Origin of the sequence: Streptomyces antnestii (genome assembly GCF_004005495.1) — a bacterium.
Taxonomy (GTDB): domain Bacteria; phylum Actinomycetota; class Actinomycetes; order Streptomycetales; family Streptomycetaceae; genus Streptomyces; species Streptomyces antnestii.
Genome location: NZ_RZYA01000001.1, coordinates 606,006 through 630,858 on the forward strand (window position 1 = coordinate 606,006; position 24,853 = coordinate 630,858).

At 72.1% G+C, this 24,853-nt stretch carries 17 protein-coding genes and 1 pseudogene; 5 read left to right on the plus strand and 13 right to left on the minus strand.

The features are described from left to right. Window positions 1-94 precede the first annotated feature (94 nt). The 5 genes from EOT10_RS02585 to EOT10_RS02605 form a co-directional block, all read right to left on the minus strand. Entirely contained in the window at window positions 95-904 is an 810-nt protein-coding gene (locus EOT10_RS02585) for an ABC transporter ATP-binding protein (RefSeq protein WP_127826360.1), read from the minus strand. Further along, window positions 901-3,600, minus strand: coding sequence for an ABC transporter permease subunit (locus EOT10_RS02590; protein ID WP_127826361.1), 2,700 nt, complete (start codon window positions 3,598-3,600; stop codon window positions 901-903). The genes EOT10_RS02585 and EOT10_RS02590 overlap by 4 nt, the downstream gene beginning before the upstream one ends. A 12-nt stretch (window positions 3,601-3,612) precedes the next feature. Next, complete coding sequence (locus EOT10_RS02595) at window positions 3,613-4,878, minus strand: ABC transporter substrate-binding protein (RefSeq protein ID WP_127826362.1); 1,266 nt, start codon at window positions 4,876-4,878, stop codon at window positions 3,613-3,615. 155 nt (window positions 4,879-5,033) lie between these two features. Further along, entirely contained in the window at window positions 5,034-6,860 is a 1,827-nt protein-coding gene (locus EOT10_RS02600) for an AMP-dependent synthetase/ligase (protein ID WP_127826363.1), read from the minus strand. 304 nt (window positions 6,861-7,164) lie between these two features. Continuing rightward, window positions 7,165-8,034: a LysR substrate-binding domain-containing protein gene (locus tag EOT10_RS02605; RefSeq protein ID WP_127826364.1), complete on the minus strand. Its 870-nt coding sequence runs from the start codon at window positions 8,032-8,034 to the stop codon at window positions 7,165-7,167. Window positions 8,035-8,193: 159 nt separating this feature from the next. On the opposite strand from EOT10_RS02605, the gene EOT10_RS02610 reads away from it, so the two are divergent. Continuing rightward, entirely contained in the window at window positions 8,194-9,228 is a 1,035-nt protein-coding gene (locus EOT10_RS02610; protein WP_189491148.1) for a bile acid:sodium symporter family protein, read from the plus strand. Here the strand turns inward: EOT10_RS02610 and EOT10_RS02615 are convergent. The 7 genes and pseudogenes from EOT10_RS02615 to EOT10_RS02645 all read right to left on the minus strand — a co-directional run bounded on the left by EOT10_RS02615 (window position 9,164) and on the right by EOT10_RS02645 (window position 18,416). Then, on the minus strand, window positions 9,164-10,414 hold the full coding sequence (locus EOT10_RS02615; RefSeq protein ID WP_223280714.1) for a DUF5005 domain-containing protein: 1,251 nt from the start codon (window positions 10,412-10,414) through the stop codon (window positions 9,164-9,166). The two genes, EOT10_RS02610 and EOT10_RS02615, sit on opposite strands and share 65 nt — an antisense overlap. A 9-nt stretch (window positions 10,415-10,423) precedes the next feature. Beyond that, the gene (locus tag EOT10_RS02620; protein WP_127826366.1) at window positions 10,424-12,307 is read right to left on the minus strand and encodes an exo-alpha-sialidase; all 1,884 of its coding nucleotides are present in this window, start codon (window positions 12,305-12,307) and stop codon (window positions 10,424-10,426) included. Between the two features lie 286 nt (window positions 12,308-12,593). Further along, window positions 12,594-12,689, minus strand: a pseudogene (locus EOT10_RS41645) (formate dehydrogenase accessory sulfurtransferase FdhD); the annotation flags it as partial. Between the two features lie 12 nt (window positions 12,690-12,701). After that, window positions 12,702-13,562, minus strand: coding sequence for a 2Fe-2S iron-sulfur cluster-binding protein (locus EOT10_RS02630; RefSeq protein ID WP_127826367.1), 861 nt, complete (start codon window positions 13,560-13,562; stop codon window positions 12,702-12,704). Beyond that, window positions 13,559-15,493: an NAD(P)H-dependent oxidoreductase subunit E gene (locus EOT10_RS02635; RefSeq protein ID WP_127826368.1), complete on the minus strand. Its 1,935-nt coding sequence runs from the start codon at window positions 15,491-15,493 to the stop codon at window positions 13,559-13,561. The genes EOT10_RS02630 and EOT10_RS02635 overlap by 4 nt, the downstream gene beginning before the upstream one ends. An 8-nt stretch (window positions 15,494-15,501) precedes the next feature. Beyond that, the gene (locus tag EOT10_RS02640) at window positions 15,502-17,442 is read right to left on the minus strand and encodes a molybdopterin oxidoreductase family protein (RefSeq protein WP_127826369.1); all 1,941 of its coding nucleotides are present in this window, start codon (window positions 17,440-17,442) and stop codon (window positions 15,502-15,504) included. Then, the gene (locus EOT10_RS02645) at window positions 17,439-18,416 is read right to left on the minus strand and encodes a 2-dehydropantoate 2-reductase (RefSeq protein WP_127826370.1); all 978 of its coding nucleotides are present in this window, start codon (window positions 18,414-18,416) and stop codon (window positions 17,439-17,441) included. Before EOT10_RS02645 ends, EOT10_RS02640 begins: the two co-directional genes overlap by 4 nt. A 323-nt stretch (window positions 18,417-18,739) precedes the next feature. Here EOT10_RS02645 and EOT10_RS02650 point away from each other — a divergent pair, with 323 nt between their 5' ends. Beyond that, window positions 18,740-19,687, plus strand: a complete 948-nt coding sequence (locus tag EOT10_RS02650; RefSeq protein ID WP_127826371.1) for a beta-ketoacyl-ACP synthase III — start codon at window positions 18,740-18,742, stop codon at window positions 19,685-19,687. A gap of 131 nt (window positions 19,688-19,818) precedes the next feature. Continuing rightward, window positions 19,819-20,496 (plus strand): GntR family transcriptional regulator, encoded by a 678-nt coding sequence (locus EOT10_RS02655; RefSeq protein WP_127826372.1) that lies wholly within the window; start codon window positions 19,819-19,821, stop codon window positions 20,494-20,496. Between the two features lie 66 nt (window positions 20,497-20,562). On the opposite strand, the gene EOT10_RS02660 is transcribed toward EOT10_RS02655, so the two are convergent. Beyond that, complete coding sequence (locus EOT10_RS02660) at window positions 20,563-21,789, minus strand: low temperature requirement protein A (RefSeq protein ID WP_223280715.1); 1,227 nt, start codon at window positions 21,787-21,789, stop codon at window positions 20,563-20,565. 224 nt (window positions 21,790-22,013) lie between these two features. Here EOT10_RS02660 and EOT10_RS02665 point away from each other — a divergent pair, with 224 nt between their 5' ends. Both EOT10_RS02665 and EOT10_RS02670 read left to right on the plus strand, forming a co-directional pair. Beyond that, the gene (locus EOT10_RS02665) at window positions 22,014-23,195 is read left to right on the plus strand and encodes an ROK family transcriptional regulator (protein ID WP_127826374.1); all 1,182 of its coding nucleotides are present in this window, start codon (window positions 22,014-22,016) and stop codon (window positions 23,193-23,195) included. Window positions 23,196-23,307: 112 nt separating this feature from the next. After that, complete coding sequence (locus tag EOT10_RS02670) at window positions 23,308-24,819, plus strand: sugar ABC transporter ATP-binding protein (RefSeq protein WP_127826375.1); 1,512 nt, start codon at window positions 23,308-23,310, stop codon at window positions 24,817-24,819. Window positions 24,820-24,853 lie beyond the last annotated feature (34 nt).

Consider the following 24,853-nt stretch of genomic DNA (forward strand, 5'->3'; position numbering starts at 1 on the left):
TTCGCGTTGTCGGGTGGTGCTCCCATCGTCAACGATCAGGGCCCGGGCCGCATTCCCGTTCACGGCGTGTTCACGGGTGCACCCCCGGCCCCGCTCACCCCGCCGGACCGAGGTACGCGTCCCGTACGGCGGGGTCGGCGCGCACGGCAGCCGGGGTGCCCTCGGCCAGCCGGGTGCCGAGGTCGAGCACGACGATGCGGGAGCACAGGTCCATCACGAACGCGACGTTGTGCTCGACGAGCAGCACCGCGCAGCCCTGTTGGTCGGTCAGATGGCGGACCACGGCTTTGAGCTGGCCGATCTCGTCGTCCGTCATCCCCGACGCGGGCTCGTCGAGCAGCACCACCCGCGCCCCCTCCACGCCCGCCCGCGCCAGCTCCACCATGCGTGCCTGGCCGACGGGGAGCGTCCCCGCGTAACTGCCGGCCAGCGATTCGAGGCCGCAGGCGCGCAGCATCTCCGCGGCCCGCGCGCGCCGCCGCCGCTCGTACGCCCGTCTGGTCGGCGCCGCCACCAGGTCGGCGGCGAGGCCGCCCCCACCGCCCCGCCACTCCTGCGCCACCAGCAGGTTGTCGGCGACGGTGAGCTGGCCGAAGAGCTGCTGGCGCTGGAACGTGCGGCGCATCCCGTGGCGGGCCCGCCAGACGGGGGAACGGCGCGTGACGTCCTCGCCGTCGAGCAGGACGCGGCCCGCGTCGGGGCGCCGGATCCCGGACAGCACGTCGAAGAGCGTGGTCTTGCCCGCGCCGTTCGGGCCGATGAGGCCGCACACCTCGCCGGGGCGCAGCGTCAGGCCGACCCCGTCGAGCGCGCGGACCCCGCCGAACCTGACGCCGATCCCGGCGGCCTCCAGGACGGGTCCCGTGGCGCGTCCGGCGGCGGGTCCCGTAGCGATGCCGGTCATGGGCGCACCCCTTCCTCTTCGTCTGTCGCCGCGAGCCCGAGGTAGGCCTCGGTGAGCCGGTCGGCGCGTACGTCCGCGCGCGGGCCGCACCAGGCGACGCGGCCCCGGTCGAGATACGCGACGGTGTCCGCGACGCCGAGGATCTCGGTGGCCTTCTCCTCGACGAGGAGCAACCCCGTTCCGGCGTCCCGGAGTTCGGTGAGCAGCCCGAACACCTCGTCGACGATGCGGGGCGCGAGCCCGAGGGACGGCTCGTCGGCGATCAGCACGCGTGGTGGTTCCTGGAGGAGCGGGGCGAGGGCGAGCAGCTGCTGTTCGCCGCCCGACAGCGCGCCCGCGACGACGCCCCGGCGGGCGGCGAGCCCCGCGAAGCGCGCGTACACGGCCTCGCGCGCGTGCTTGTCGGGGAGGTGCAGGGTGAGGTTCTCCTCGATGGTGAGGGCGGGGAAGATGCCGCGCCCTTCGGGGGCGAGGAGGACACCGGCCCGCGCGCGGCGGACGGGGCCCTCGCGGGTGGCGTCCCGCCCGGCGACGTACACCTGTCCCGCAAGGGGTGCGAGCAGGCCGGCCGCCGTGCGGCAAGTGGTCGACTTCCCGGCGCCGTTGGGCCCGAGCAGGGCGACGATCTCGCCGGGGCGCACGGTGAGGTCCACGCCGTGCAGGACGGGAGCGCCGTCGTATCCGGCGTGCAGGCCGCGCAGTTCGAGTACGGGCGGGGTGCCTTGCGCGGGCGCCGGGCGGGGGGCGGGGACCGTCGCCTCCGGTACGGCCCATGGTTGCGCGGGTTTCGCGCTCCGCCGCCGGTGCCGCCGTACCGAGAGCGCCGCGCAGTATCCGTCCGGGTCGTTGGCGAGGGCGAGGCCCGCGAGCCCGAACAGGACGACCGGCAGGTGCACGGAGCTCGTGACGTGGTCGGCCACGACGTGCGGCACGATCGCGTACACGAGGCCCGCGACGACGGCGAACTGCGGGCGCCGCACCCCGGCCGCGACGACCACCGCGAGCCAGATGAGGCCCGTCATCGCGGTGAAGTCGGTAGCGGTGATACGGGTGTTGTACGACGCGTACATCACGCCGCCGAAGCCCGCGAGGCCCGCCGAGAGGGTGAAGAGGAGGAGTTTGGTGCGGACGACGGAGACACCGGAGGCCATCGCGGCGGCGGGCGCGGAGCGCACGGCGAGCATGGCGCGGCCCGACGGCGAGTTCCGCAGCGCCGCGAGAGCGGCCACGGCGGCCGCGCACAGGACGACCATGGCGACGCCCATCGCCCGGTCGTCGCTCAGGTCGACGGGTCCGAGGACGGGGCGCGGGATCTCCCAGCCGGTGTCGCCGTTGCGCAGCCAGCCGATCTGGAAGAGGACCTGGTCGGCGAGGAAGGCGAGGGCGAGGGTGGCGAGCGCGAGGGTCCTGCCCCCGAGGCGCAGCGCGGGCAGTGCCACCAGCGCGCCGAGGAGCGCCGCGACGCACGTGCCGACGAGCGCCGCCGCGATGAACGGCCAGCCGTGGCTCATCAGGAGCCCGGCCACGAGCGCCGCGCCGGTGACGAACGTGGCCTGCGCGAGGGACACCATCGCGCCGAGTCCGGTCACGACGGTGAAGGAGACGAAGACGAGGGAGAGGGCGAGGCCCTGGGCGAGGATGCCGCTCCAGAACGGGGTCGTCACCGTGTAGAAGGCGACCGCGAGCAGGACGGCCGCCGCCGCCCACGGACCCCAGGTCCGCATCCAGGAGCGGCCCGCCAGGTAGTCGACGGGCGGCGCGTCGACGGCTGCCGTGCCCGCCGTGCGCTGCCGCCGGGTGAGCAGCAGCAGTCCGGCGAACAGGATCAGGAAGGGGACCGCGGTGCGGAACCCGGTGATGCCTTCCGCGAAGGAGGCGTAGCCGGCGACGAGGTTCTGCAGGACGCCGAGCCCGAGTCCGCCCGCGAACGCGAGGGGTACGGAGGCGAAGCGCCCGAGCACTGCGGCGGTCGCCGACACGAACAGGAACAGGGTGAAGTCGTGCGCGGACAGGCCGAGCAGCGGGGTGGCGAGAACCCCGGCGAGGCCCGCGAGGCCGGACGACAGCATCCACGCCACGGTGGAGAGCCGGTCGGCGCTCATGCCGCGCAGTTCGACGAGGGAGCGGTTGTCGACGGCGGCCCGCAGGCGCAGGCCGAGCGTCGTGTGCCGCATCAGGATCCACAGGCCGAGCGCGACGGCGGCGGTCGCCACCCAGGTGATCAGCTGGTCGGAGTCGATGCCGACGCCGTCCATGAGCTGCCAGTTCTTCGCCGGGCTCGGGCCGATACCCGGAAGCCCGAACTGGTTCTCCGCGGGCTTGACCGGCACCCCCGCGTCGTCGAGGAGTTCGACGATCCACAGGCCGAGGGCGGGCAGCGCGACGAGCAGGCCGATGGTCGCCACGATCTGCGCGGTCTCGCCGACGCGCGCCAGCTTGCGGAACATCAGCCGGTCAAGTCCCCATCCCAGCAGGGGAGATACGACACAGACGAGCAGGAGCGCGGTCGGTACGGCGGGCCAGCCGAGGCCCGAGTGGAGTTCGTAGAAGGCGAGCGCGCACAGGTAAGCGGTGGCGCCGTGCGCGAAGTTGAAGAGTCCGGAGGCCGAGTAGGACAGGACGAGGCCGGTGGCGAGGAGCGCGTACAGCGCACCCGACACGAGCCCGCTCAGCACGAAGGCAAGCAGGTCGGACATGCGGGTCGCCCCCTACTTGAACGGGATGGGCTCGTAGCACTTGAAGGGCGACGAGACGTGGTACGCCCCGTTCCTGAGCTGGACGAGGGCGCCGCAGCCGAACGCCTGCTTCTGTCCCCCGGGCAGGGACCGGTCGCCGACCATGGTGCCGGTGTCGGAGAACCCGTCCGCGGCCTTCTGGAAGGAGGCGACCGTCAGGTCCCGGCCCGCCTTCTTCGCGATGGCGAGGAAGAGGTCGGCGGACATGTAGCCGGTCATCATGTGCATGTTGAGCGGCACGTCCTTGCCGCCGGACGCCTTCTTGATGTCGGCCTTGAACCGGTCCATGTCCGCGGACTTCGTCTCGAACGGCGCGAAGGTCAGCAGCACGTGCACGCCGTCGAGCGCCTCCTTCGTCGCGCTCTTGGCGAGCAGCCCGGGGTCGTAGTCGGTCGGGTCGGTGAGCACGCCCTTGTACCCGGTGCGCTTGACGGCGGTGAACAGGCCGATGTTGTACGGGGTCTGCATCACGGAGACCACGATGTCGGGCGCCTTGCCGCCGTTGCTGCGCAGGATCTCCTTCGTGTACGCCGACCAGTCGCTGGGCACCGAGGTGGCCGGCACGGACGACTTGGCGAAGGTGACCTTGTAGCCGGCGGACGCGAAGCTCTGCTTGTAGGTGCGGATGGCGAAGGTGCCCGCGTCGTTGTCGTTGGCGAGGATGGCGACGGTCTTGCCCCGGGAGCCGTGGGTGACCTGCTTGAGCCCCTCCGGCCACTGCTGGGAGATGGTGCCGCCCGGCATCGGGACCAGACAGCCCGTCATGCCGTACATGTAGCTGGGCCCGCAGAACGACGGGATGGTGCCCCAGCCGAACGTCGGGACCTGCTGCTTCTGCAGGAAGTCGGCGCCGGAGAAGGTGACCGAGCTCATCGGTGCGATGGCGAACACCTTGTCCTGCTGGACGAGTTTGCGGGCCGCGGCGAGGTTTCTGGCCGGGTCCTGGCCGTCGTCCTCGGCGCCCAGGTAGTCGATCTTCCTGCCGTTGATCCCGCCCTCGGCGTTGGCGCGGTCGAAGCGGGCCTTCGCGCCGAGGTCGGTGTCCTTCTTGCTGTAGCCGCTGGCGGTCGTCATGGAGACGATGCCGCCGACCTTGATGGCCTTGTCGGTCACTCCGCGGGCCGGACTCCCCTTGCCGTCAGGGGAGTTGCCTGAGTTACCGGTGGCCGCGGAGTTGCAGGCGGTGGCGAGCAGCAGTGCCGCCACGGTGGCGGTGATGGCGCGGATCGATCGCGACACGGTGGGCCCCCTCCGTCGAGTGAGGGTGATTCTGTGTGCGACCTGATGAACCGTCAATAACTGACGCATCGGTAATTGATGAACCGTCAGAAACGGTATGCGGCCTGCTCGGGGCGGGGTGGCGGGGTTACCGCCGGGAACGTACCGGCGCGGAATCAGCCCCGGTACAGTGCCTCGACCTCCTCGGCGTACGCCTCCTCGATCGCCTTCCGCTTCAGCTTCAGGGACGGCGTGAGCAGCCCGTGCTCCTCGGTGAACTGGTAGGCCAGTATCCGGAACGTACGGATCGACTCGGCCTGCGAGACCAGGGTGTTGGCCGCCACGACGGCCCTGCGCACCTCGGTCTCCAGGTCCGGGTCGTGGACCAGCTGGGCGGGCTTGAGCGGCGGCTTGCCGCGCATCGTCAGCCAGTGCTCGACGGCCTCGGAGTCAAGGGTGACGAGCGCGGCGACGTACGGCCGGTCGTTGCCCACGACGATGCACTGCGCCACCAGCGGATGGTCGCGCACCCGCTCCTCCAGCTGCTGCGGCGAGACGCTCTTGCCGCCGGAGGTCACCAGGATCTCCTTCTTGCGGCCGGTGATCGTCAGATACCCGTCCTCGTCGAGCGCGCCGAGGTCACCGGTGGCCAGCCAGCCGTCGTGCAGCGTGGCGTCGGTGGCCTTCGGGTCGTTCAGGTAGCCCTGGAACACGTTCGGGCCGTAGAGCCACACCTCGCCGTCGTCGGCGATGTGGACCGTCGTGCCGGGGACGGCCCGGCCGACCGTGCCGTACCGGGTCTGCTCCGGCGGGTTCGCGGCCGCCGCCGCGGTGGACTCCGTGAGGCCGTAACCCTCGTAGATCGTGACGCCGGCGCCCGCGAAGAACAGGCCGAGGCGGCGGTCCATCCCGGAGCCGCCCGACATCGCGTGCCGCACCTTGCCGCCCATCGCGTCGCGGACCTTGGAGTAGACGAGCTTGTCGAAGACGCTGTGCTGGACGCGCAGCGACGCGGACGGCCCGGGGCCCGTACCGAACGCCTTCGCCTCCTGCGCGTCCGCGTACCGCACCGCGCACTCCACGGCCTTGTCGAACGGACCCGTCTTGCCGTCCTTCTCGGCCTTGCGGCGGGCCGCGTTGAAGACCTTCTCGAAGATGTACGGAACGGCGAGGATGAACGTCGGGCGGAACGCCTGCAGGTCGGGCAGCAGGGCCGCCGCGTTGAGCTGCGGCTGGTGGCCCAGCATGACGCCGCCGCGGATCGCGGCGATCTGCACCATGCGGCCGAAGACGTGTGCCAGCGGCAGGAACAGCAGCGTCTTGGCCTCGTCGCCGCGCTTGGAGTGGAACACGGGCTCCCAGCGGCCGACCATCGTGTCCGCCTCGAACATGAAGTTCGCGTGGCTGATGACACAGCCCTTGGGGCGGCCCGTGGTGCCCGAGGTGTAGATGATCGTGGCGACGGCGTCGGGGGTGACGGCGCGGCGGTGGCGGTGCACCACCTCGTCGTCGATGTGCGTGCCCGACGCGGTGATCTCGGCCACCGGATCCCGGTCCAGCTGCCACATCCGGCTGAGCGAGGGCAGCCGGTCGATGACGGTCGCCATCGTCATGGCGTGGTCCTCGTGCTCCACGAGCACCGCCGACACCTGCGCGTCGTACAGGGTCCAGAAGACCTGCTCGGCCGAGGCCGTGGGGTAGATCGGCACGACCTGGGCGCCGACCGTCCACAGCGCGAAGTCGAACAGGGTCCACTCGTAGCGGGTCCTGGACATGATCGCGACGCGGTCGCCGAACCGGACGCCCTGCGCGAGCAGCCCCTTGGCGAGCCCGAGCACCTCGTCACGGAACTCGGCTCTCGTGACGTCGCGCCAGCGGCCGGCGTCGTCCTTGCGGCCGAGCGCGACACGCGTCGGATCGTCAAGGGCGTGGTCGAACACGACGTCGGCCAGACCGCCCACCGGCGGCGCCGACGCCAGAGGGGGGGAGGTGAACTCGCGCAATGTTGCTCCTCGTGGCGCTCCGCACAGCGCCGGTGACGGTACCCCACCGCGAGCCCCGGCGGGAGGGGCCCAAATGAACCGGAGCGCGCCGAATATGCACTGGTCAGCCGGTGAAATACGGCCACAAGGGGAAGGGCGGGACAGAATTCTTACGGGTTAGTAAGTTTCGGTGGCGTAATCTCCACGGAATCTGTACCGAGCGGTTACCGAGGGTCCGCTGCGGGGTTTTTGGGCGGAGTAGTCGGTTCCGATTTCTCCACGGACGTCCCCGGGCCCGCACAGACGTGGATCCGCGCCATGAACCTCAGCGGCTGCGGTGGAGCCGGTCGCCCCCGTCGAGGATCGCCTGCGCGAGCGCCTGCGCCGCCTCACCCTGCCCACGGCCCCGCCGCGGCCCGTGCAGCAGCACGAAGTCCACCTCACCCAGCTCCGGCAGCCCCGCCCGCTCCGGCACGCGGACCAGGCCCGGCGGGATCAGGCCCCGCGAGTGCGCCATCACACCGAGACCCGCCCGGGCCGCCGCGATCAGACCGTTCAGGCTGCCGCTCGTGCAGGCCACGCGCCAGGCCCGCCCGTGCCGCTCGAGCGCCTCGAAGGCCAGGGCGCGCGTAATCCCGGGCGGCGGGTACACGATGAGCGGCACCGGACGCTCCGGGTCCAGACGCAGTCGCTCCGAGCCGATCCACACCAGCCGGTCGTGCCACACCGACTCGCCCCGCGGGTCCTCGGGCCGCCGCTTGGCGAGCACCAGGTCGAGCTTGCCCGCGTCGAGCTGCTCGTGCAGCGTCCCCGACAGCTCGACCGTCAGCTCCAGGTCCACCTCGGGGTGGTCGTGCCGGAACGCCTCCAGGATCTCGGTGAGCCGGGTCAGGACGAAGTCCTCCGACGCCCCGAAGCGCAGCCGGCCGCGCAGCCGCGTCCCGGTGAAGAACGCGGACGCCTGCTCGTGCACCTCCAGGATCCGGCGCGCGAAGCCGAGCATCGCCTCACCGTCCTCCGTGAGCTCCACCGTGTGCGTGTCCCGCGTGAACAGCGTCCGCCCCGTGGCGTCCTCCAGGCGCCGCACGTGCTGGCTCACCGTGGACTGGCGCAGGCCGAGGCGGCGGGCGGCCTGGGTGAAGCTCAGCGTCTGGGCCACCGCGAGGAACGTACGCAGCTGCGAAGGGTCGTACACGTCACCGACCTTACCCCCGCTCATCGCGGAACGTGATGACAGTCAGTGCGGTATGCAGGATTCCCGATCGCGGTGTTCCGGAGGACGATGGAGAGGGCACGACCTGAACCGACAGCAAGGAACATGGAACCCGTGAAACGCCTGACTTGGCCCGCCTGGATGCCGGTCGACCCCTACATCCTGGCGCTCATCGGCACGGTGGGCCTCGCGGCGCTCCTGCCCGCGCGCGGCGGTGCGGCCGACGTCGCGTCCGGCGCCTCGACCACCGCCGTCGCCTTCCTCTTCTTCCTCTACGGGGCGCGCCTGTCGACCCGGGAGGCGCTCGACGGCCTCAGGCACTGGCGGCTCCACGTGACGGTCCTCGCCGCCACGTTCGTCGTCTTCCCGCTCCTCGGCCTCGCGGCCCGCGGCTTCGTCCCCGTCTTCCTGACGCCGTCCCTGTACGACGGGCTGCTCTTCCTCACCCTCGTGCCCTCGACGATCCAGTCGTCGATCGCCTTCACCTCCATGGCCCGCGGCAACGTGCCCGCGGCGATCTGCGCGGGCTCCTTCTCCTCGCTCGCCGGCATCGTCGTCACCCCGCTGCTCGCGGCGGGGCTGCTCGGCAACAGCGGCGGCGGATTCTCCGCGGACTCCCTCGTCAAGATCGTGCTTCAGCTGCTCGTGCCGTTCCTCGCCGGGCAGTTCCTGCGCCGCTGGGTCGGCTCCTTCATCGCGCGGCACAAGAAGGTCCTCGGCTACGTGGACCGCGGCTCGATCCTCCTCGTCGTCTACACCGCGTTCAGCGAGGGCATGGTCCAGGGCATCTGGCACCAGGTCAGCGCCGTGCGCCTGGCCGGGCTCCTCGTCGTCGAGGCGGTGCTGCTCGCCGTGATGCTGGCCGCCACCTGGTACGGCGGCAAGGCGCTCGGCTTCGGGCGCGCGGACAGCATCGCGATCCAGTTCGCCGGGTCGAAGAAGTCCCTGGCGGCCGGGCTGCCCATGGCGAGCGTCCTGTTCGGGGCGCACGCGTCCCTCGCCGTGCTGCCGCTGATGCTGTTCCACCAGATGCAGCTGATGGTGTGCGCGGTGATCGCCAAACGCCGGGCGCGCGACCGCCTGGAGCAGGCCGGCGCGGACAGGGAGCAGGTCAGCGCGGGCGAGCGAGCCGCAGCGCCACGAACCGCGGCCGGTACAGCGACACGTTCCGGCTGACCTGCGCCTGAGCGGTGCCGGGCGTCGCGTCGAGCCAGTTGACGTCGTAACTCAGGAGCAGCCGCCCACCCCCGCCGCCGAGCTCCGGATGGGCCTGCGGATTGTAGGCGGCCACGCCGGAGCGGACCGGCCCGTCGCGCGGCAGCGGCGCCTCGAAACCCTTCGCCGGGCCGTGCCAGGGCCCGGTCGGCGCGCACGCCCAGTACGACGTGACCCGGCTCAGGCCGGCGGTCCCCGCGGCCATGGTGAACAGGACGTACGTACCGCCGTCGCGCACGACGGTGAACGCGCTGCCGACCCCGCGCCGTTCACCGTCGCCGAGGACCGGTCGTGGCCGTGGGGTCCGTGTCCAGCGTGCGCCGTCCCAGTAGCGCCACGCCCCCGGCTCGGCCAGCCGGCCGCGCGGCACCCGCGCCACATAGGCCCGGCGGACGGCCCGCTGCCCGTCGTCACCGCCGAACACGTACGTCCACCCGCCCCGGCCGACCGCCGTCGTGCCGAACAGGACCCGTCGGCCCGGGTCCGGCACCGCCCGCTGGTCGAGGACGGTCACGACGCTCTCGACGCGCAGGTCCGACAGCGAGAGTGTGGCGACCTCCGTGGCGGCGGGCACGCCGTAGATCCACGGGCCCGTCCCCGTCGCGCGGGTCCAGAGCAGGACGCGCAGGACCCGCTCGGCGGAGCCGGGGGAGCGGGGTTCGACGCGGGCCGCGACCGGCCAGCGCCACTGGCCCGGCGCCGGGTCGGGGAACAGGGGCGTGGGGAGCGTGCGCTCCAGCACGCCCGAACGGCCCGACACCACCGCCGAGTTGCGTACGAAGGGCGCCGACGCGTCGCGCCAGGCGTGCGGCTCGCCCGCCGGGTCGGGCGGCGCGTGCACCTGCCCGAGATACGTGTCGGAGAACAGCCACAGGACCCGTCCGTCCGGCAGCCGCACCGAGTGCGTCCCGTCGCCGCCCGTCCAGTCGTCGGCCCGTGACGCGTCGTCGCCGTAGCGGGCGAACGCGAGCGTGCGGCCGCGGTCCGCCGACCAGGACGACACCGTACGGGCCGTGCAGCGCCGGCCGCCCTCCCGGTCGTGGTCCGGGAGGGCGGTCAGCAGGGCGGCGGCGCACACCAGGGCGAGCAGCAGGCCGAGACCCGCACCCAGATCCCTGCGGCGCACCGACTCTTCGGCCGCGGGCACGCTCGGACGTTAGTGCCCGCCGCGCACCCGGTCCATGGGCAGCCACAGGACGGTGTCCGGGGTCACAGGGGCGCTCGGGTCGCTCAGCTCCCCGTCGCTCAACACCCTTCCCTCGACGCGTACTTCGTCGATCGCGCCGGTGAAGTGCGCCCGGCTGTCCATGCGTTCACCGATGTGCACACCGAACGGCGAGTTACGGCTGACCGAGCCCGGCACGTCGGCCGCACTCACCGACGTACCGTCCACCGACAGCGTCAACTGCCCTCCGCCGCGCCGGAGGACGGCGTGGTGCCACGCGCCGTCGTTGTACGCGGACGTGGTGCGCACCACGGCCGTGCGCGGGGCCGCGGCGCCGTCCCGGGCGGTGATCAGGCCCGTGACGCGGTTGCTCGCGGGCTCGGCACGCAGCCACACCTGCGGCTGTGTGGTGCCGATGCCGCCCATCCACAGCAGGGGCTGCTCGCCGGTCGTGGCCGAGTACCGGAACCACAGCGACGCGGTGAAGTCCTTCGTGCCGAGCGGCAGCCGGTCGCTGTAGGGGAGGCGTACGGCGTCGTCCCTGCCGTCGAGACCGAGCGCTCCGCCGAAGCGTCCTGCGGTCGGCGACGCCCCGCCGAGCACGGACGCGTCCCGCGCGCCGCGGGCCCTGTCGTCCGTCGTGGGGTCGGCGCCCCGGCGCGGCGTCAGCCAGTCCTCGGTGAACCGCGCGAAGCGGATCTCGTCGCGCGCGTCGACCGCGCCGCCCTCGTACAGCAGACCCACCCGGTCACCCGTCGCCCGCACGAGATCCGAGTAGCCGGACCAGTCGGTCGTCACGACGGTGGAGCGGTCGAAGCTGTCCCAGGTCCGCCCGCCGTCGTACGAGGAGCGGATCGTCATGGTCCTGCGCCGGTCGGGGTCGCCCGGGCAGGCGAGCAGGAGCCGCTTGCCGGCGCGCAGGACCGAGCCCTGCACCTGTGGGGTGTAGAGGTCGGGGATCGCCGTGAAGGGGCGGGTGAACGAGTCGCCGCCGTCCCGGCTCCACGTGTGCGTGCGGTGGCCGAGGTCGGTGCCGTCCTGCTCGCGGCCCGACACGTACAGGGATCCGTCGGGCAGTTCGGCGAGCGTCATCTCGGACGGCTTCTGCCGGAACGTGCCGTCGTCCGCGATCGGCCACGAGTCCTTCGCGCCGACCCGCCAGTGGTCGCCGCCGTCGTCGCTGACCATGAGCGCGGCGTGGTTGGCGGTGACCCTGCTGCCGTTCCATGTCTCCGCGTTGACGGTGAAGACGAGCCGGCCGGGGTGGCGTCCCCGGGTGAGCTGGACGCCGTGCACGGGCCCTGTCGCGTACCAGGAGTTCCAGTCCGTCGGCAGGATCTCGTCGCCCAGGTCGCGCGGCGCCGACCAGGTGCGGCCGTCGTCGTCGCTGTACTGGAGGTGCGGGGTGCGGTCGCACGGCACCGAGCAGTTCTTCCCGTCCGTGCGGCCGGTGTTGTACGTCTCGGCGAGCAGAATGCGGCCGGTCCTGAGGTCGACCACGGGGGCGGGGTTGCCGTGCGTGTCACCGGCGCCCTCGTTGACGACCCGGAGCGGACCCCAGGTACGCCCGCCGTCCTCGGACCGCTTGACCACGATGTCTATGTCGCCCGCGTCGGAGCAGTCGTGCGTACGCCCCTCGGCGAAGGCGAGCAGCGTGCCCGCCTTCGTCCTCACGACGGCCGGGATGCGGTAGCAGGCGTACCCCGGGTCCTGGGACGCCTTGAAGAGGACCTGCTGCTCGAACGGGGGCGGCTCGTCCGCCCCGGCGGCGTGCGCGGGCAGCGCGGCTCCGGAGGCGGCGACCAGCAGGGCGACGACGGATGCGCTCAGGAATCTCAGACGTGATCTCAGACGTAAGCGGAGGTTCGACGGCATGGTGCGGCCACCCTTCACGGCTCGTGTCACAGTCGATGTCACGGCTCATGCGTCTGGTCATCCGGACATCCCACGTCCAATGTCCGGATCACAGACGCTACTTGGGGTGCTCGACACGCCACAAGAACCGTGCATCAAGGGATCACTGGATCGGCGCAGAGCGGGGCCCCGCCCGGCGCAGGGGGCGCTCCCCGCCGGGTCGGGACCCCCGCGCCGTGCCGCGGGGGAACCGGTCAGCCCTGCCGGCCGTGGCCCGCAGGGCGATGCGGTGTTCTCCCGCGTACACGTGCAGACCCCCGGTCCGCCCGAAGACCCGCCGGGCCTCGCGCAGCCGGTCGGGGAGGCTCGCCAGGAGCGCGGGTCCGAGCCGGACCGGGGGAGTGAGGGGTTGCCGTCAGTCCCGGTTCTGTACGTGCTGGTAGCCGAAGCGGCCCTTGATGCAGAGGTTGCCGTGGGTCACCGGGTTGTCGTGCGGCGAGGTGACCTTCACGATCTCGTTGTCCTGCACATGGAGCGTCAGATTGCAGCCCACCCCGCAGTACGCGCACACCGTCGTCGTCTCCGTCTGCTCCGCCTCGTTCCAGGTCCCCGCGGCCCGCATGTCGAACTCCGACTTGAAGGACAGCGCGCCCGTCGGGCACACCTCGACGCAGTTCCCGCAGTACACGCACGCCGAGTCCGTCAGCGGCGCGTCGTGCTCGACGGCGATCCGGGCGTCGAAGCCGCGTCCCACGACCGAGATGGCGAACGAGTTCTGCCACTGGTCACCGCACGCGTCGACGCACTTGTAGCAGAGGATGCACTTGTCGTAGTCCCGCACATAGAGGTCGTTGTCGACGCGTGGCTCCTCGTCGACGCGCGCTGCGTCCGGGCCGAACCGGTCGGGCTTCGCCTCGTACTCCTTGATCCACTCGGCGGCGCGCGGCGTCGTCGACAGGTTCACCGACGAGGCGAGCAGTTCGAGGACGACCTTGCGGCTGTGCCGGGCCCGCTCGGTGTCCGTGCGGACCTGCATCCCGGCCTCGGCCTTGCGCGAGCAGGCGGGGGCCAGCGTGCGGGCGCCCTCCACCTCGACGACGCACACCCGGCACGCGTTCTTCGGCGTGAGGGTGTCGCCCTCGCACAGCGTCGGGATGTCCTTGCCCGCGGCCCGGCACGCGTCCAGGATCGTCGACCCCTCGGGCACCCGCGCCTCCTGCCCGTCCAGGGTGAACTCGACGAGGCGGCGCGGCACTCCCAGCGGTATGGCGGTCATTCGTACGCCCCCAGGCGGTCGATGGCGGATTCCACGGCGTTCCACGCGGTCTGCCCGAGACCGCAGATCGAGGCGTCCCGCATGGCCCGCCCCACCTCCCTGAGCAGCGCGATGTCACCCGCCGCCGCCTCGCCGGTCCGCTCGGCGATCCGGTGCAGCGCCTCCTCCTGCCGCACCGTGCCGACCCGGCACGGCACGCACTGCCCGCACGACTCGTCGCGGAAGAACTCGGCGATCCGCAACAGGACTTGAGGCAGCGGCACGGTGTCGTCCAGGGCGAGCACGACGCCCGAGCCGAGCGTCGTACCGGCCGCGCGCGTCCCCTCGAACGTGAGCGGGATGTCCATCTCGTCGGCCCGTACGAAGCCGCCCGCGGCGCCGCCGAGCAGCACGGCCCGCAGATTGTCCGGCTTGCCCGCGAGGTCGAGGAGTTCGCCGAGTGTCGCGCCGAACGGCAGCTCGTAGATTCCGGGCCGCGCGACGCTCCCGGACACGCAGAACAGCTTCGGCCCGGTCGACTTCTCGGTGCCGATCGCCGCGTACGCCTGCGCGCCCATGGTCAGGATCGGCAGGACGTTCACCAGCGTCTCGACGTTGTTCTCGGCCGTCGGCTTGCCGAACAGGCCCTTCTCCACCGGGAAGGGCGGCTTGGAGCGCGGCTCGCCCCGGTACCCCTCGATGGAGTTGAACAGCGCGGTCTCCTCGCCGCAGATGTACGCGCCCGCGCCCCGCCGGATCTCGATGTCGAACGCGTAGCCCTGGCCGAGGACGTCGTCCCCGAGGAGTCCGCGCGCCCGCGCCTGCTCGATCGCGTTGTCCAACAGCCGTAGCGCGCGGGGGTATTCGCCCCGCAGATACAGGAACCCCTTGTGTGCGCCGACCGCGTACCCGGCGATCGTCATGGCCTCGATGAGGGAGTACGGGTCGCCCTCCATCAGGACCCGGTCCTTGAAGGTGCCGGGTTCGGACTCGTCGGCGTTGCACACCAGGTAGTGCGGGTGGTCCGGCTGCGAGGCGGTGGCCTGCCACTTCACTCCGGTCGGGAAGGCCGCGCCGCCGCGCCCGACCAGGCCCGCGTCGGTCACCTCCCGGATCACCCCGGCGGGCCCGAGCGCGAACGCCCGGCGCAGGGCGGCGTATCCGCCGTGGGACCGGTAGTCGTCGAGGGACGACGGGTCCACGACGCCGACGCGGCGAAGGAGGGTGAGGCCGGGCTGCCCGGCCTGGGGGACGGCGAGGGAGGCGGGAGCTTCGGGGTCGGCGGCCTCGGGGGCGGTGGCGGCGAGGACGGCGGAGTCGGGGGTGGCGGGGCCGACGACGGCTGTCGCATACGTTCTTTCAGCGCCTCCGGCGTTCCTTTCAGCCCCTCCGGCGCTTCTCTCAGCCCCTCCGGCGTTTGAGGAGCGGGGGTCCGGGGGCTGGCCCCCGAGGCTCGCCGCAGGCGAACCCGCCCGCACCACCAGCGCCGCCGGCGCCCGCTCACAAAGCCCCAGACAAGGACTCCGCTCGACCGAAACTCCGCTCCCCGGCCCGAGCCGCCCCTCCACCCCCGCGCACAACTCGGCGGAGCCGGCCGCCGCGCACGCGACATCCGTGCACACATGCAGCACGGTCGCCGGGCGAGGCTTCACGGAGAACATCGAGTAGAACGTCGCCACCCCGTACGCCTCCGCCGGCGGCACCGTCAGCCGTCGGCACAGGTAGTCGAGGGCGCCCTCGCTGATCCAGCCGACCCGGTCGTTGACCGCGTGCAGCCCCGGCAACAGCAGATCCCGCCGCTCCCGCGCCGGGCGCCCACCGCGCGCCCAGCGCAGATCCTCGTCCGTACGCTCGGTCGCGCCCTCCCACGCCGACTCGGGCGGCCCGAGCAGCGCGTCGACCGCCTCCCGTTCCTCGTCGGTCGGTTTGCTGTCACCGAAGTGCAGATCCATGTCCTGCCTCAGCTCCTCACGGCCGCGACGGGCAGCTTCTCGATGCGGATCGCCGACGCCTTGAACTCCGCCGTCCCCGCGATCGGGCAGTTCGCCTCGATCGTCAGCTGGTTGGTGTCCACCTCGTCGGGAAAGTGCATGGTCATGAAGGCGAGGCCGGGACGGAGCGCCGGGTCGACCCACACGGGCGCCACGACCGTCCCGCGCCGCGACGACACCCGGACCTGCTCGCCGACCACGACGCCGTACCGCTCCGCGTCCTCCGGGCACAGCTCGACGTACTCGCCGCGCCGCAGCGGGGAGGCGAAACTCCCGCTCTGCACCCCGGTGTTGTAGGAGTCGAGGCGCCGGCCCGTGGTGAGGCGGATCGGGTACGCGTCGTCGGTCAGGTCGACCGGCGGATCGTGCGCGACGATGCCGAAGGGCGCGGGCCGCCCGCGCAGCTCCGGGTCCGACTCCCACAGCCGCCCGTGCAGGAAGCTCGACGGCAGGACCTCCAGGTCGGGGCAGGGCCACTGGAGCCCCTGATGCTCCTCCAGACGGTCGTACGTCATGCCGAAGTGGCCCGGCGACAGGGCGCGGAGCTCGTTCCACACGGCCTCGGAGTCGGCGAACTTCCAGTCGTGGCCGAGGCGCGCGGCGATCTCGCAGATGATGTCGATGTCCTCGCGGGCCTCGCCGGGCGGGGTGAGCGCGGCGCGCACCCGCTGAACTCGCCTCTCACTGTTGGTGGTGGTGCCGTCCGTCTCCGCCCACGCGGCGGTCGCGGGCAGGATCACGTCGGCCATCTCGGCCGTCTTCGTGAGGAAGATGTCCTGGACGACGAGGTGGTCGAGGGCGGCGAGCCGGCGGATCGCCTGCTCGCTGTCGGCCTCGGACTGGGCGGGGTTCTCGCCGATGCAGTACACGGCGCGCAGGTCGCCGTGCTCCATCGCCTCGAACATGTCGGTGAGCGTCATCCCGTAGCGCGGCGGTATCTCGGTGCCCCAGGCCCGTTCGAACTTGACGCGGTGCGCGGCGTCGAGGATGTCCTGGAAGCCGGGCAGCCGGTTGGGGATGGCGCCCATGTCGCCGCCGCCCTGCACGTTGTTCTGGCCGCGCAGGGGCTGGACGCCGGAGCCGTAGCGGCCGACGTGCCCGGTGAGCAGGGACAGGTTGATCAACGCCCGTACGTTGTCCGTGCCGTTGTGGTGTTCCGTGATGCCGAGGGTCCAGCACAGCTGGGCGCGCTCGGCGGTGGCGTAGGCGTGCGCGAGGTCGCGGATCGCGGCGGCGGGGATGCCCGTGACCTTCTCGGCGAGGGAGAGCGTCCAGGGCTCGACCAGCTCGGCGTACTCGGCGAAGCCGGTGGTGGCCCGCTCGATGAACGCCTTGTTGTGCAGGCCCGCGTGGATGATCTCGCGGCCGACGGCGTGGGCGAGCGGGATGTCCGTGCCGACGTTCAGGCCGAGCCAGCTCTCCGCCCACTCGGCGGTGGAGGTGCGGCGCGGGTCGACCGCGTACATGCGCGCCCCGTTCCTGATCCCCTTCAGGACGTGCTGGAAGAAGATCGGGTGGGCGAAGCGGGCGTTGGAGCCCCACATCACAATGAGGTCGGTGTGCTCGACCTCCTCGTACGAGGAGGTGCCGCCGCCCGAGCCGAAGGCGGCGGAGAGCCCGGCGACGCTCGGTGCGTGACAGGTGCGGTTGCACGAGTCGACGTTGTTGGTGCCCATCACGACGCGCGTGAACTTCTGGGCCACGTAGTTCATTTCGTTGGTGGCCCGGGCGCAGGACAGCATCGCGAACGCGTCCGGGCCGTGGGCCTCGCGGGTGCGGCGGAACCCGTCCGCCGCCCTGGCGAGCGCTTCGTCCCAGGTCGCGCGGCGGAAGGGCTCGTCCCGGGAGTCCCGTACGAGCGGGTGGGTGAGGCGGGTGTATGTCCTCGGGGTGCGGTCCCGCTTCTTCATGCCGCGCTCCTCATGCGGTCGGCGAGCAGATCCGAGATGGCGTGGACGGTGCGGAGCGTCGGCACCGGTACGCCGGTGATCTCCGCCAGTTCGACGACGGCCGCGAGCAGCACGTCGAGTTCGAGCGGCTTGCCGCGCTCCAGGTCCTGGAGTGTCGAGGTGCGGTGGTCGCCGACGCGCTCGGCGCCGGCGAGGCGTTTCTCCACCGAGATCTCCGGCTTGCAGCCGAGCGCTCCGGCGACGGCGAGCGTCTCCGTCATCATGATCTCGATGACCTTGCGGGTGCCGCCGTGCAGGCACATCTGCCGCATCGTCGCGCGGGAAAGCGCGCTGATCGGGTTGAACGAGATGTTGCCGAGCAGCTTGATCCAGATGTCGGCGCGCAGGTCGGGCTCCACCGGGCACTTGAGGCCGCCGGCCACCATCGCCTCGCTGAAGGCGACGCACCGGTCGGACACCGTGCGGCCGGGCTCGCCGATGGAGAACCTGGTCCCTTCGAGGTGGCGGACCACTCCCGGGCCTTCCAGCTCGGTCGCCGCGTAGACGACGCAGCCGATGGCCCGCTCGGGCGCGAGCACCGCACTGACCGCGCCGCCGGGGTCCACGCTCTCGATGCGCTGCCCGTCGTGCGGGCCGCCGTGCCGGTGGAAGTACCACCAGGGGATGCCGTTCTGGGCCGCGATCACGGCCGTCGACCCGTGCAGAAGGGGCTCGATGAGCGGCCCGCACGCCGCGTACGAGTTGGCCTTCAGACCGAGGAAGACGTAGTCGACCGGGCCGACCTGCGAGGGGTCGTCGGTCGCGTGGACGCGTGCGGTGAAGTCACCGCGGGGGCTGAGCACCTGGACGCCGTGCTGCCTCATGGCCGCGAGGTGCGGTCCACGGGCTACGAGATGCACGTCGGCGCCGGCGCGGTGCAGCGCGGCTCCGACATAGGCGCCGATCGCACCGGCGCCGAGGACTGCGACTTTCACGATGGCGAGCTCCGTTCGGTCGAGGGCTCCTGCTCTCACGGGAGGAGAGTGCGGAGGACCGTCGGACTGTCGATGGAATATTGTCTACAGTATGGAAGTTAGGCCGACAAGAGGTGGCGCAGCCAAGAGGTGGCGCAGCGCGCGGATGCGACCCATGGGTCCGACGCCTGTTCGGGCATGGGCCGGGAAGCCGGGCAGGGCGGGGTGATGTGGGGCACCCTCCAACCGGCGCGCCCCAATCCTGTTGCTTTACGTGTCCTCGTACCGGTGAGTCGCTGACCAGACTGGTGGATCCGCATCTCGAACACCGAGGGGATCCACCCATGACCGGTTCGCGCATCGCCGCGGTTGGCCACTACCAGCCCGCCAAGGTCCTCACCAATGACGACCTGGCGGCCATGGTGGACACCGACGACGAGTGGATCCGCAGTCGCGTGGGCATCCGCACGCGCCATGTCGCCGGGCCGGACGAGCCGGTCGACGAGCTGGCCGCGCAGGCCGGAGCGAAGGCCCTGGCCGCCGCCGGGCTCACGGCGAGCGACATCGACCTCGTCGTGGTCGCCACCTCGACCGCCGTCGACCGCTCGCCCAACATGGCCGCGCGCGTCTCCCACCGCCTCGGGGTGCCCTCGCCCGCGGCGCTCGACATCAACGTGGTGTGCGCGGGCTTCACGCACGCCCTCGCCACCGCCGACCACGCCGTCCGCGCGGGCGCGGCCACGCGCGCCCTGGTGATCGGCGCCGACAAGATGTCCGCCGTCACCGACTGGAGCGACCGCACCACCTGCGTCCTCGTCGGCGACGGCGCGGGCGCCGTCGTGATCGAGGCCTGCGCGCCCGACGAGGAGCCGGGTGTCGGACCCGTCCTGTGGGGCTCGGTGCCGGAGATGGGGCACGCCGTACGCATCGAGGGCGAGCCGGCGCGCTTCGCGCAGGAGGGCCAGAGCGTGTACCGCTGGGCGACGCAGCAGCTGCCGCCGCTGGCCCGCGCGGCCTGCGAGCGGGCCGGGTTCACGCCCGAGGACCTGGCCGCCGTCGTCCTGCACCAGGCGAACCTGCGGATCATCGAACCGCTCGCGGGGAAGATCGGCGCCGTGAACGCGGTCGTCGCGAAGGACGTCGTCGACTCGGGCAACACCTCGGCCGCGAGCATCCCGCTCGCCTTCTCCAAGCTCGTCGAGCGCGGCGAGGTCCGCAGCGGCCAGCCGGTGCTGCTCTTCGGCTTCGGCGGGAACCTGTCCTACGCGGGCCAGGTCGTCCGGTGCCCCTGAGCAGGGCTGATCTCGCGGCGTTCACGGGTGTGACGCGTCCGACTCCCTCTCGCCCTGGCCATTGTGCTCGGTAGACTGTAGACGAAAGCCAATTCATACTGGCTTCTCCGTTGCCCAGGAGGGGGACCGCGATGTTGTCCACAGGACTGCCGCAGGGGGCGGTGCCCAAGCTCGAACGCCCCGGCCCGCTGCGTGAGCGGGTCTACGAGGCCCTGCTCGAGCTGATCACGACGCGCGCCCTGCAGCCCGGCCAGCACCTGGTCGAGAGCGAACTCGCCGGGCACCTCGGGGTGTCCCGGCAGCCCGTGCGGGAGGCGCTCCAGCGGCTGAACACGGAGGGCTGGGTCGATCTGCGTCCCGCGCAGGGCGCCTTCGTGCACGAGCCGACCGAGGACGAGGCGGACCAGCTCCTGACGGTCCGCACGCTCCTGGAGGCCGAGGCGGCCCGCCTCGCCGCGGCCAACGCGGGCAAGACCGGCATCACCGCCCTCGAGGAGCTGTGCGCCAAGGGCGAGCAGGCCGTCGCCGACGGCGACGTGGAACTCGTCGTGGCGACGAACGCGGCCTTCCACGCCAAGATCATGGAGCTCGCGGGCAACGTCGTCCTGGGCGAGCTCGCCGGACAGGTGGACCGCCGCGTGCGCTGGTACTACCGGCCGGTGGCCCGCCAGCGTGGCGAGCAGTCCTGGATCGAGCACCGTCAGCTGATCGCCGCGATCTCGAACCGCGACGAGGCGAGGGCGACGGCGGTCATGCGCGCCCACACCGAGCACACCCGCGAGATGTACCACCAGCGCGAGCAGGCGTAGGGGCCGCGCCCCTGAAGGTGCCGCGCCCCGGTAGCAGCCGCGGCCCTGAAAGGGGGCGCGGGACCGCTACAGCTGCGGCTCCGCCGCGTGGGCGCGACCTGCCGCAGGCGACCCGTCGTCCGAAGCCACGCCCCGGCAGGCCCGCGTCTCCGCGGCCAGCATCGCCACCAGGATCACGACGAGCGCGAGGAGTTCCGTCACGGCGGCCACGCGCGTCCCGAGCAGCGCCGCGCCGAGCACCACCGGCACGGCGGCCGCCCGGTACGCGAGCGGCGAGAGCCTCATCGCGGCCCGGAACGCGACGTCGCCGGCCAGGAACAGCGCCACACCGCCCGCCAGCGCCAGTGCGGGACCGGTGTGCAGGTGGTCCCCGAGATGCCCCAGGGACTTCTTCACGCCCGCCGCGAGGAACGCGACCCCGAGCAGCATCGGCAGGAAGGCGTAGTAGTACGCGTTCATGGCGAGGCGGAACCGGCGCTCGGGCGACGTGGTCCGGAACGTCTCCTCGGCCGCCCCCTCGTCCCGTACGAAGTACGTCCACCACAGCGCGACCGCGACCGCGAGAGCCAGGAACGCGCCCGAGAACAGGCCCACCGTCAGCGGCCGGCTGCCGATGCCGATGCCGATCGCGATGACGGACTCGCCGAACGCGATGATCAGCAGCAGCCCGTGGCGCTCCACGAAGTGCCCCGGTTCGAGCCCGCCGAGCTGCCCCCTGAGTTCGGCGGCCGGGCGCCCGCGCGGGCCGGCCTGAGCGAGGAACGGCGTCACGAACTGCACCACGATCGCGAGCAGCCACCACGCGTCGGCGGCGAGCCCGTGGCAGAACCCGGCCGCCGTCACGGCGAGCGCGGCCAGCGCGTTCGGCACCGCGTACCAGATCACGTCACGGCCGTGGCTGCGCGTGTACAGGGCGCTGTGCACGAGGACGACGAGCAGGAACCCGAGGCCGAACACCACGCCGCCGCCGGAGAAGGCGCGCGGGATGGCGAGCGCGCACACCAGGAACGCGCCCATCCCGACGACGAGGAGCAGCCGGCGTGACGGCCGGTCCGGCGGCACCTGGTTGGTGAGGTACGCGTACGCCGCGTACATCCAGAACAGCACGACGAAGATGAGGACGACCCGGCCCGCCGTGGCGAACGAGAGGTCCTGCGCGAGCAGCACGGTGAGCTGCGTCAGCGTGAAGACGAAGACGAGGTCGAAGAACAGCTCCAGCGTGCTGACCCGCTGCGCGGCGGCGGGCTGCCGCTCCGTGCTCCGCCCCGCCGGCGCCCGCGTACCTTCCGTCATGTCAACCCCCTTCATGTCAACCCCCTTGTGACGTCCGTCAGTTGTGCGTGCGACAGGGTACGCGGATCTTCCCTCCCGACTCTTTGTCCTGTGACTGGAGAAAGTCGGCGCCAATTGCTGCGCAACTTCTTCCCACTCCGGGCAACCACTGCTACGTTCCCCTCGAAAGCCCGAAGACGGGACGACAGGCGGCCCGGTGAGGCGGGGAGGGGCACGTGAGACGCATGACGGCGCGACCCGCGAACGCGCACCAGGCGCGCCTGCTGCGACTGCTGCGCGACGGGGGGCCCAACTCCCGGGCCCAGCTGGGCGATCAGGTCGACCTCTCGCGGTCGAAGCTGGCCGTCGAGGTGGACCGGCTCCTGGAGACGGGCCTCGTCGTGGCCGACGGACTCGCCGCCTCGCGCGGCGGGCGCCGCTCCCACAACATCCGGCTCGCCCCCGGACTGCGCTTCCTCGGCGTCGACATCGGCGCGACCTCGGTCGACGTCGCCGTCACCAACGCCGAGCTGGAGGTCCTCGGGCACATCAACCAGCCCCTGGACGTCCGCGAGGGACCGGTCGCCGTCTTCGAGCAAGTGCTCGCGATGGCGGCCAAGTTGAAGGCCTCGGGGCTCGCCGAGGGGTTCGACGGAGCCGGGATCGGCGTCCCCGGACCCGTCCGCTTCCCCGAGGGCGTGCCGGTCGCGCCGCCGATCATGCCGGGCTGGGACGGCTTCCCCGTCCGTGAGGCCCTCAGTCAGGAACTCGGCTGCCCGGTCATGGTCGACAACGACGTGAACCTGATGGCGATGGGGGAGCAGCACGCGGGCGTGGCCCGCTCCGCGCGCGACTTCCTCTGCGTCAAGATCGGCACCGGCATAGGCTGCGGCATCGTCGTCGGCGGAGAGGTCTACCGCGGTACGACGGGCAGCGCCGGCGACATCGGCCATATCCAGGTCGAACCCGACGGACGCCAGTGCGCCTGCGGCAACAAGGGCTGCCTGGAGGCCTACTTCAGCGGCGCGGCACTCGCCCGCGACGCCGAGGAGGCCGCCCGCGAGGGCCGTTCCGACGAACTCGCGGCCCTGCTCGAAGGGGCCGGGAAACTCAGCGCCGCCGACGTGGCCGTCGCGGCCGCCGCCGGTGACGCCACCGCCCTCGACCTCATCCGCGAGGGCGGCAACCGCACCGGCCAGGTCATCGCCTCACTCGTCAGCTTCTTCAACCCGGGCCTCGTGGTGATCGGAGGCGGCGTCACCGGCCTCGGCCACACGCTGCTCGCCGCCCTGCGCACCCAGGTCTACCGCCAGTCGCTGCCCCTGGCGACCGGCAACCTCCCCATCGTCCTGGGCGAGCTCGGCCCCACCGCCGGAGTCATCGGCGCGGCCCGCCTGATCAGCGACCACCTGTTCTCACCGGCGTAACACCGCACCGCGTAACACCACCCGGCGCAACACCGCTCGCGATCACCACACCAGTACGGCGCTCAGCTCCGCCCTGCCCTGAAACCGGCCGCACCCGCCGAGGGGAACCACCATGGCACCGTCACCACCGCTGCTCACCATGTCCAAAATCACCAAGTCGTTCCCCGGCGTCCGCGCTCTCGACGGCGTGGACCTGGAGGTCCAGGCCGGCGAGGTGCACTGTCTGCTCGGCCAGAACGGCGCCGGGAAGTCGACCCTCATCAAGGTCCTCGCCGGCGCCCACCAGCCCGACGACGGCACCATCACCTGGCGCGGCGAGCGCACCGCCCTCAGGTCACCCATCGCCGCGATGCGCCTCGGCATCGCCACCATCTACCAGGAACTCGACCTGGTGGAGGGCCTGTCGGTGGCCGAGAACGTCTTCCTCGGGCACGAGCCGACCTCCGCCGGATTCGTCGTACGGGGACGCGAGGCCCGCACCACGACCGCCGCGCTCCTCAAGCGGCTCGGCCACGGCGAGATCGACCCCGCGCGGCTCGTCGGCGACCTCTCGGCCGCGCAGCAGCAGATCGTGTCCATGGCCCGCGCCCTCTCCCACGACGTCCGCCTCATCGTCATGGACGAACCGTCCGCCGCGCTCGACCCGGACGAGGTCGACAACCTCTTCCGCATCGTCGGCGCCCTCACCGCGGACGGCGTCGCCGTCGTCTACATCTCGCACCGCCTGGAGGAGATCCGCCGGATCGGTGACCGCGTCACGGTCCTCAAGGACGGGCGGGCAGTCGCGGGGGGACTGCCCGCCAAGGACACCCCGACCCGCGACGTGGTCGCCCTGATGACCGGCCGGAACGTCGAGTACGTGTTCCCTGACCGACCGGTCGACCCGGCACTCCCCGACCCCGTCCTCACCGTCAAGGGCCTCTCCCGGGAAGGGGAGTTCGCCCCCCTCGACCTCGAACTGCGCCCCGGCGAGATCGTCGGCCTGGCGGGACTGGTCGGCTCGGGCCGCTCCGAGATCCTGGAAACGATCTACGGCGCGCGCAAGCCGAGTACCGGCCAAGTCACCGTGGACGGAAGGGTGTTGAGGCCGGGGAGCGTCCGTGCCGCCGTCCGCGCCGGACTCGGCCTCGCCCCCGAGGAACGCAAGGCCCAGGCCCTCCTGATGCTGGAGTCCGTCACCCGCAACGTCTCGGTCTCCTCCATGTCCCGCTTCTCCTACGGGGGGTGGCTGGACCGCGGCAAGGAACGCGAGGCGGCCCTCGCGGCGACCCGCGAACTGTCCCTGCGCCCCGACAACCCGTCCGTCCCGGTCCGCACCCTCTCCGGCGGCAACCAGCAGAAGGCGGTCCTGGCCCGCTGGCTCCTGCGCGGCTGCCGCGTCCTCCTCCTCGACGAGCCGACCCGAGGCGTGGACGTGGGCGCACGGGCGGAGCTCTACGCCGTGATCCGCCGCCTGGCGGACGAAGGCCTGGCCGTCCTCATGGTCTCCAGCGAGGTCCCCGAGGTCCTGGGCCTGGCAGACCGGGTCCTGGTCCTGAGAGAGGGCCAGGTGGTGCACCGGGCCCGCGCCCAGGACCTGGACGAGCACGATGTCCTCGACCTGGTGCTCGCCGGCGGTCATTAGGGGCGCGGGGAACTGCGCAAAGACCTCAGCCCGA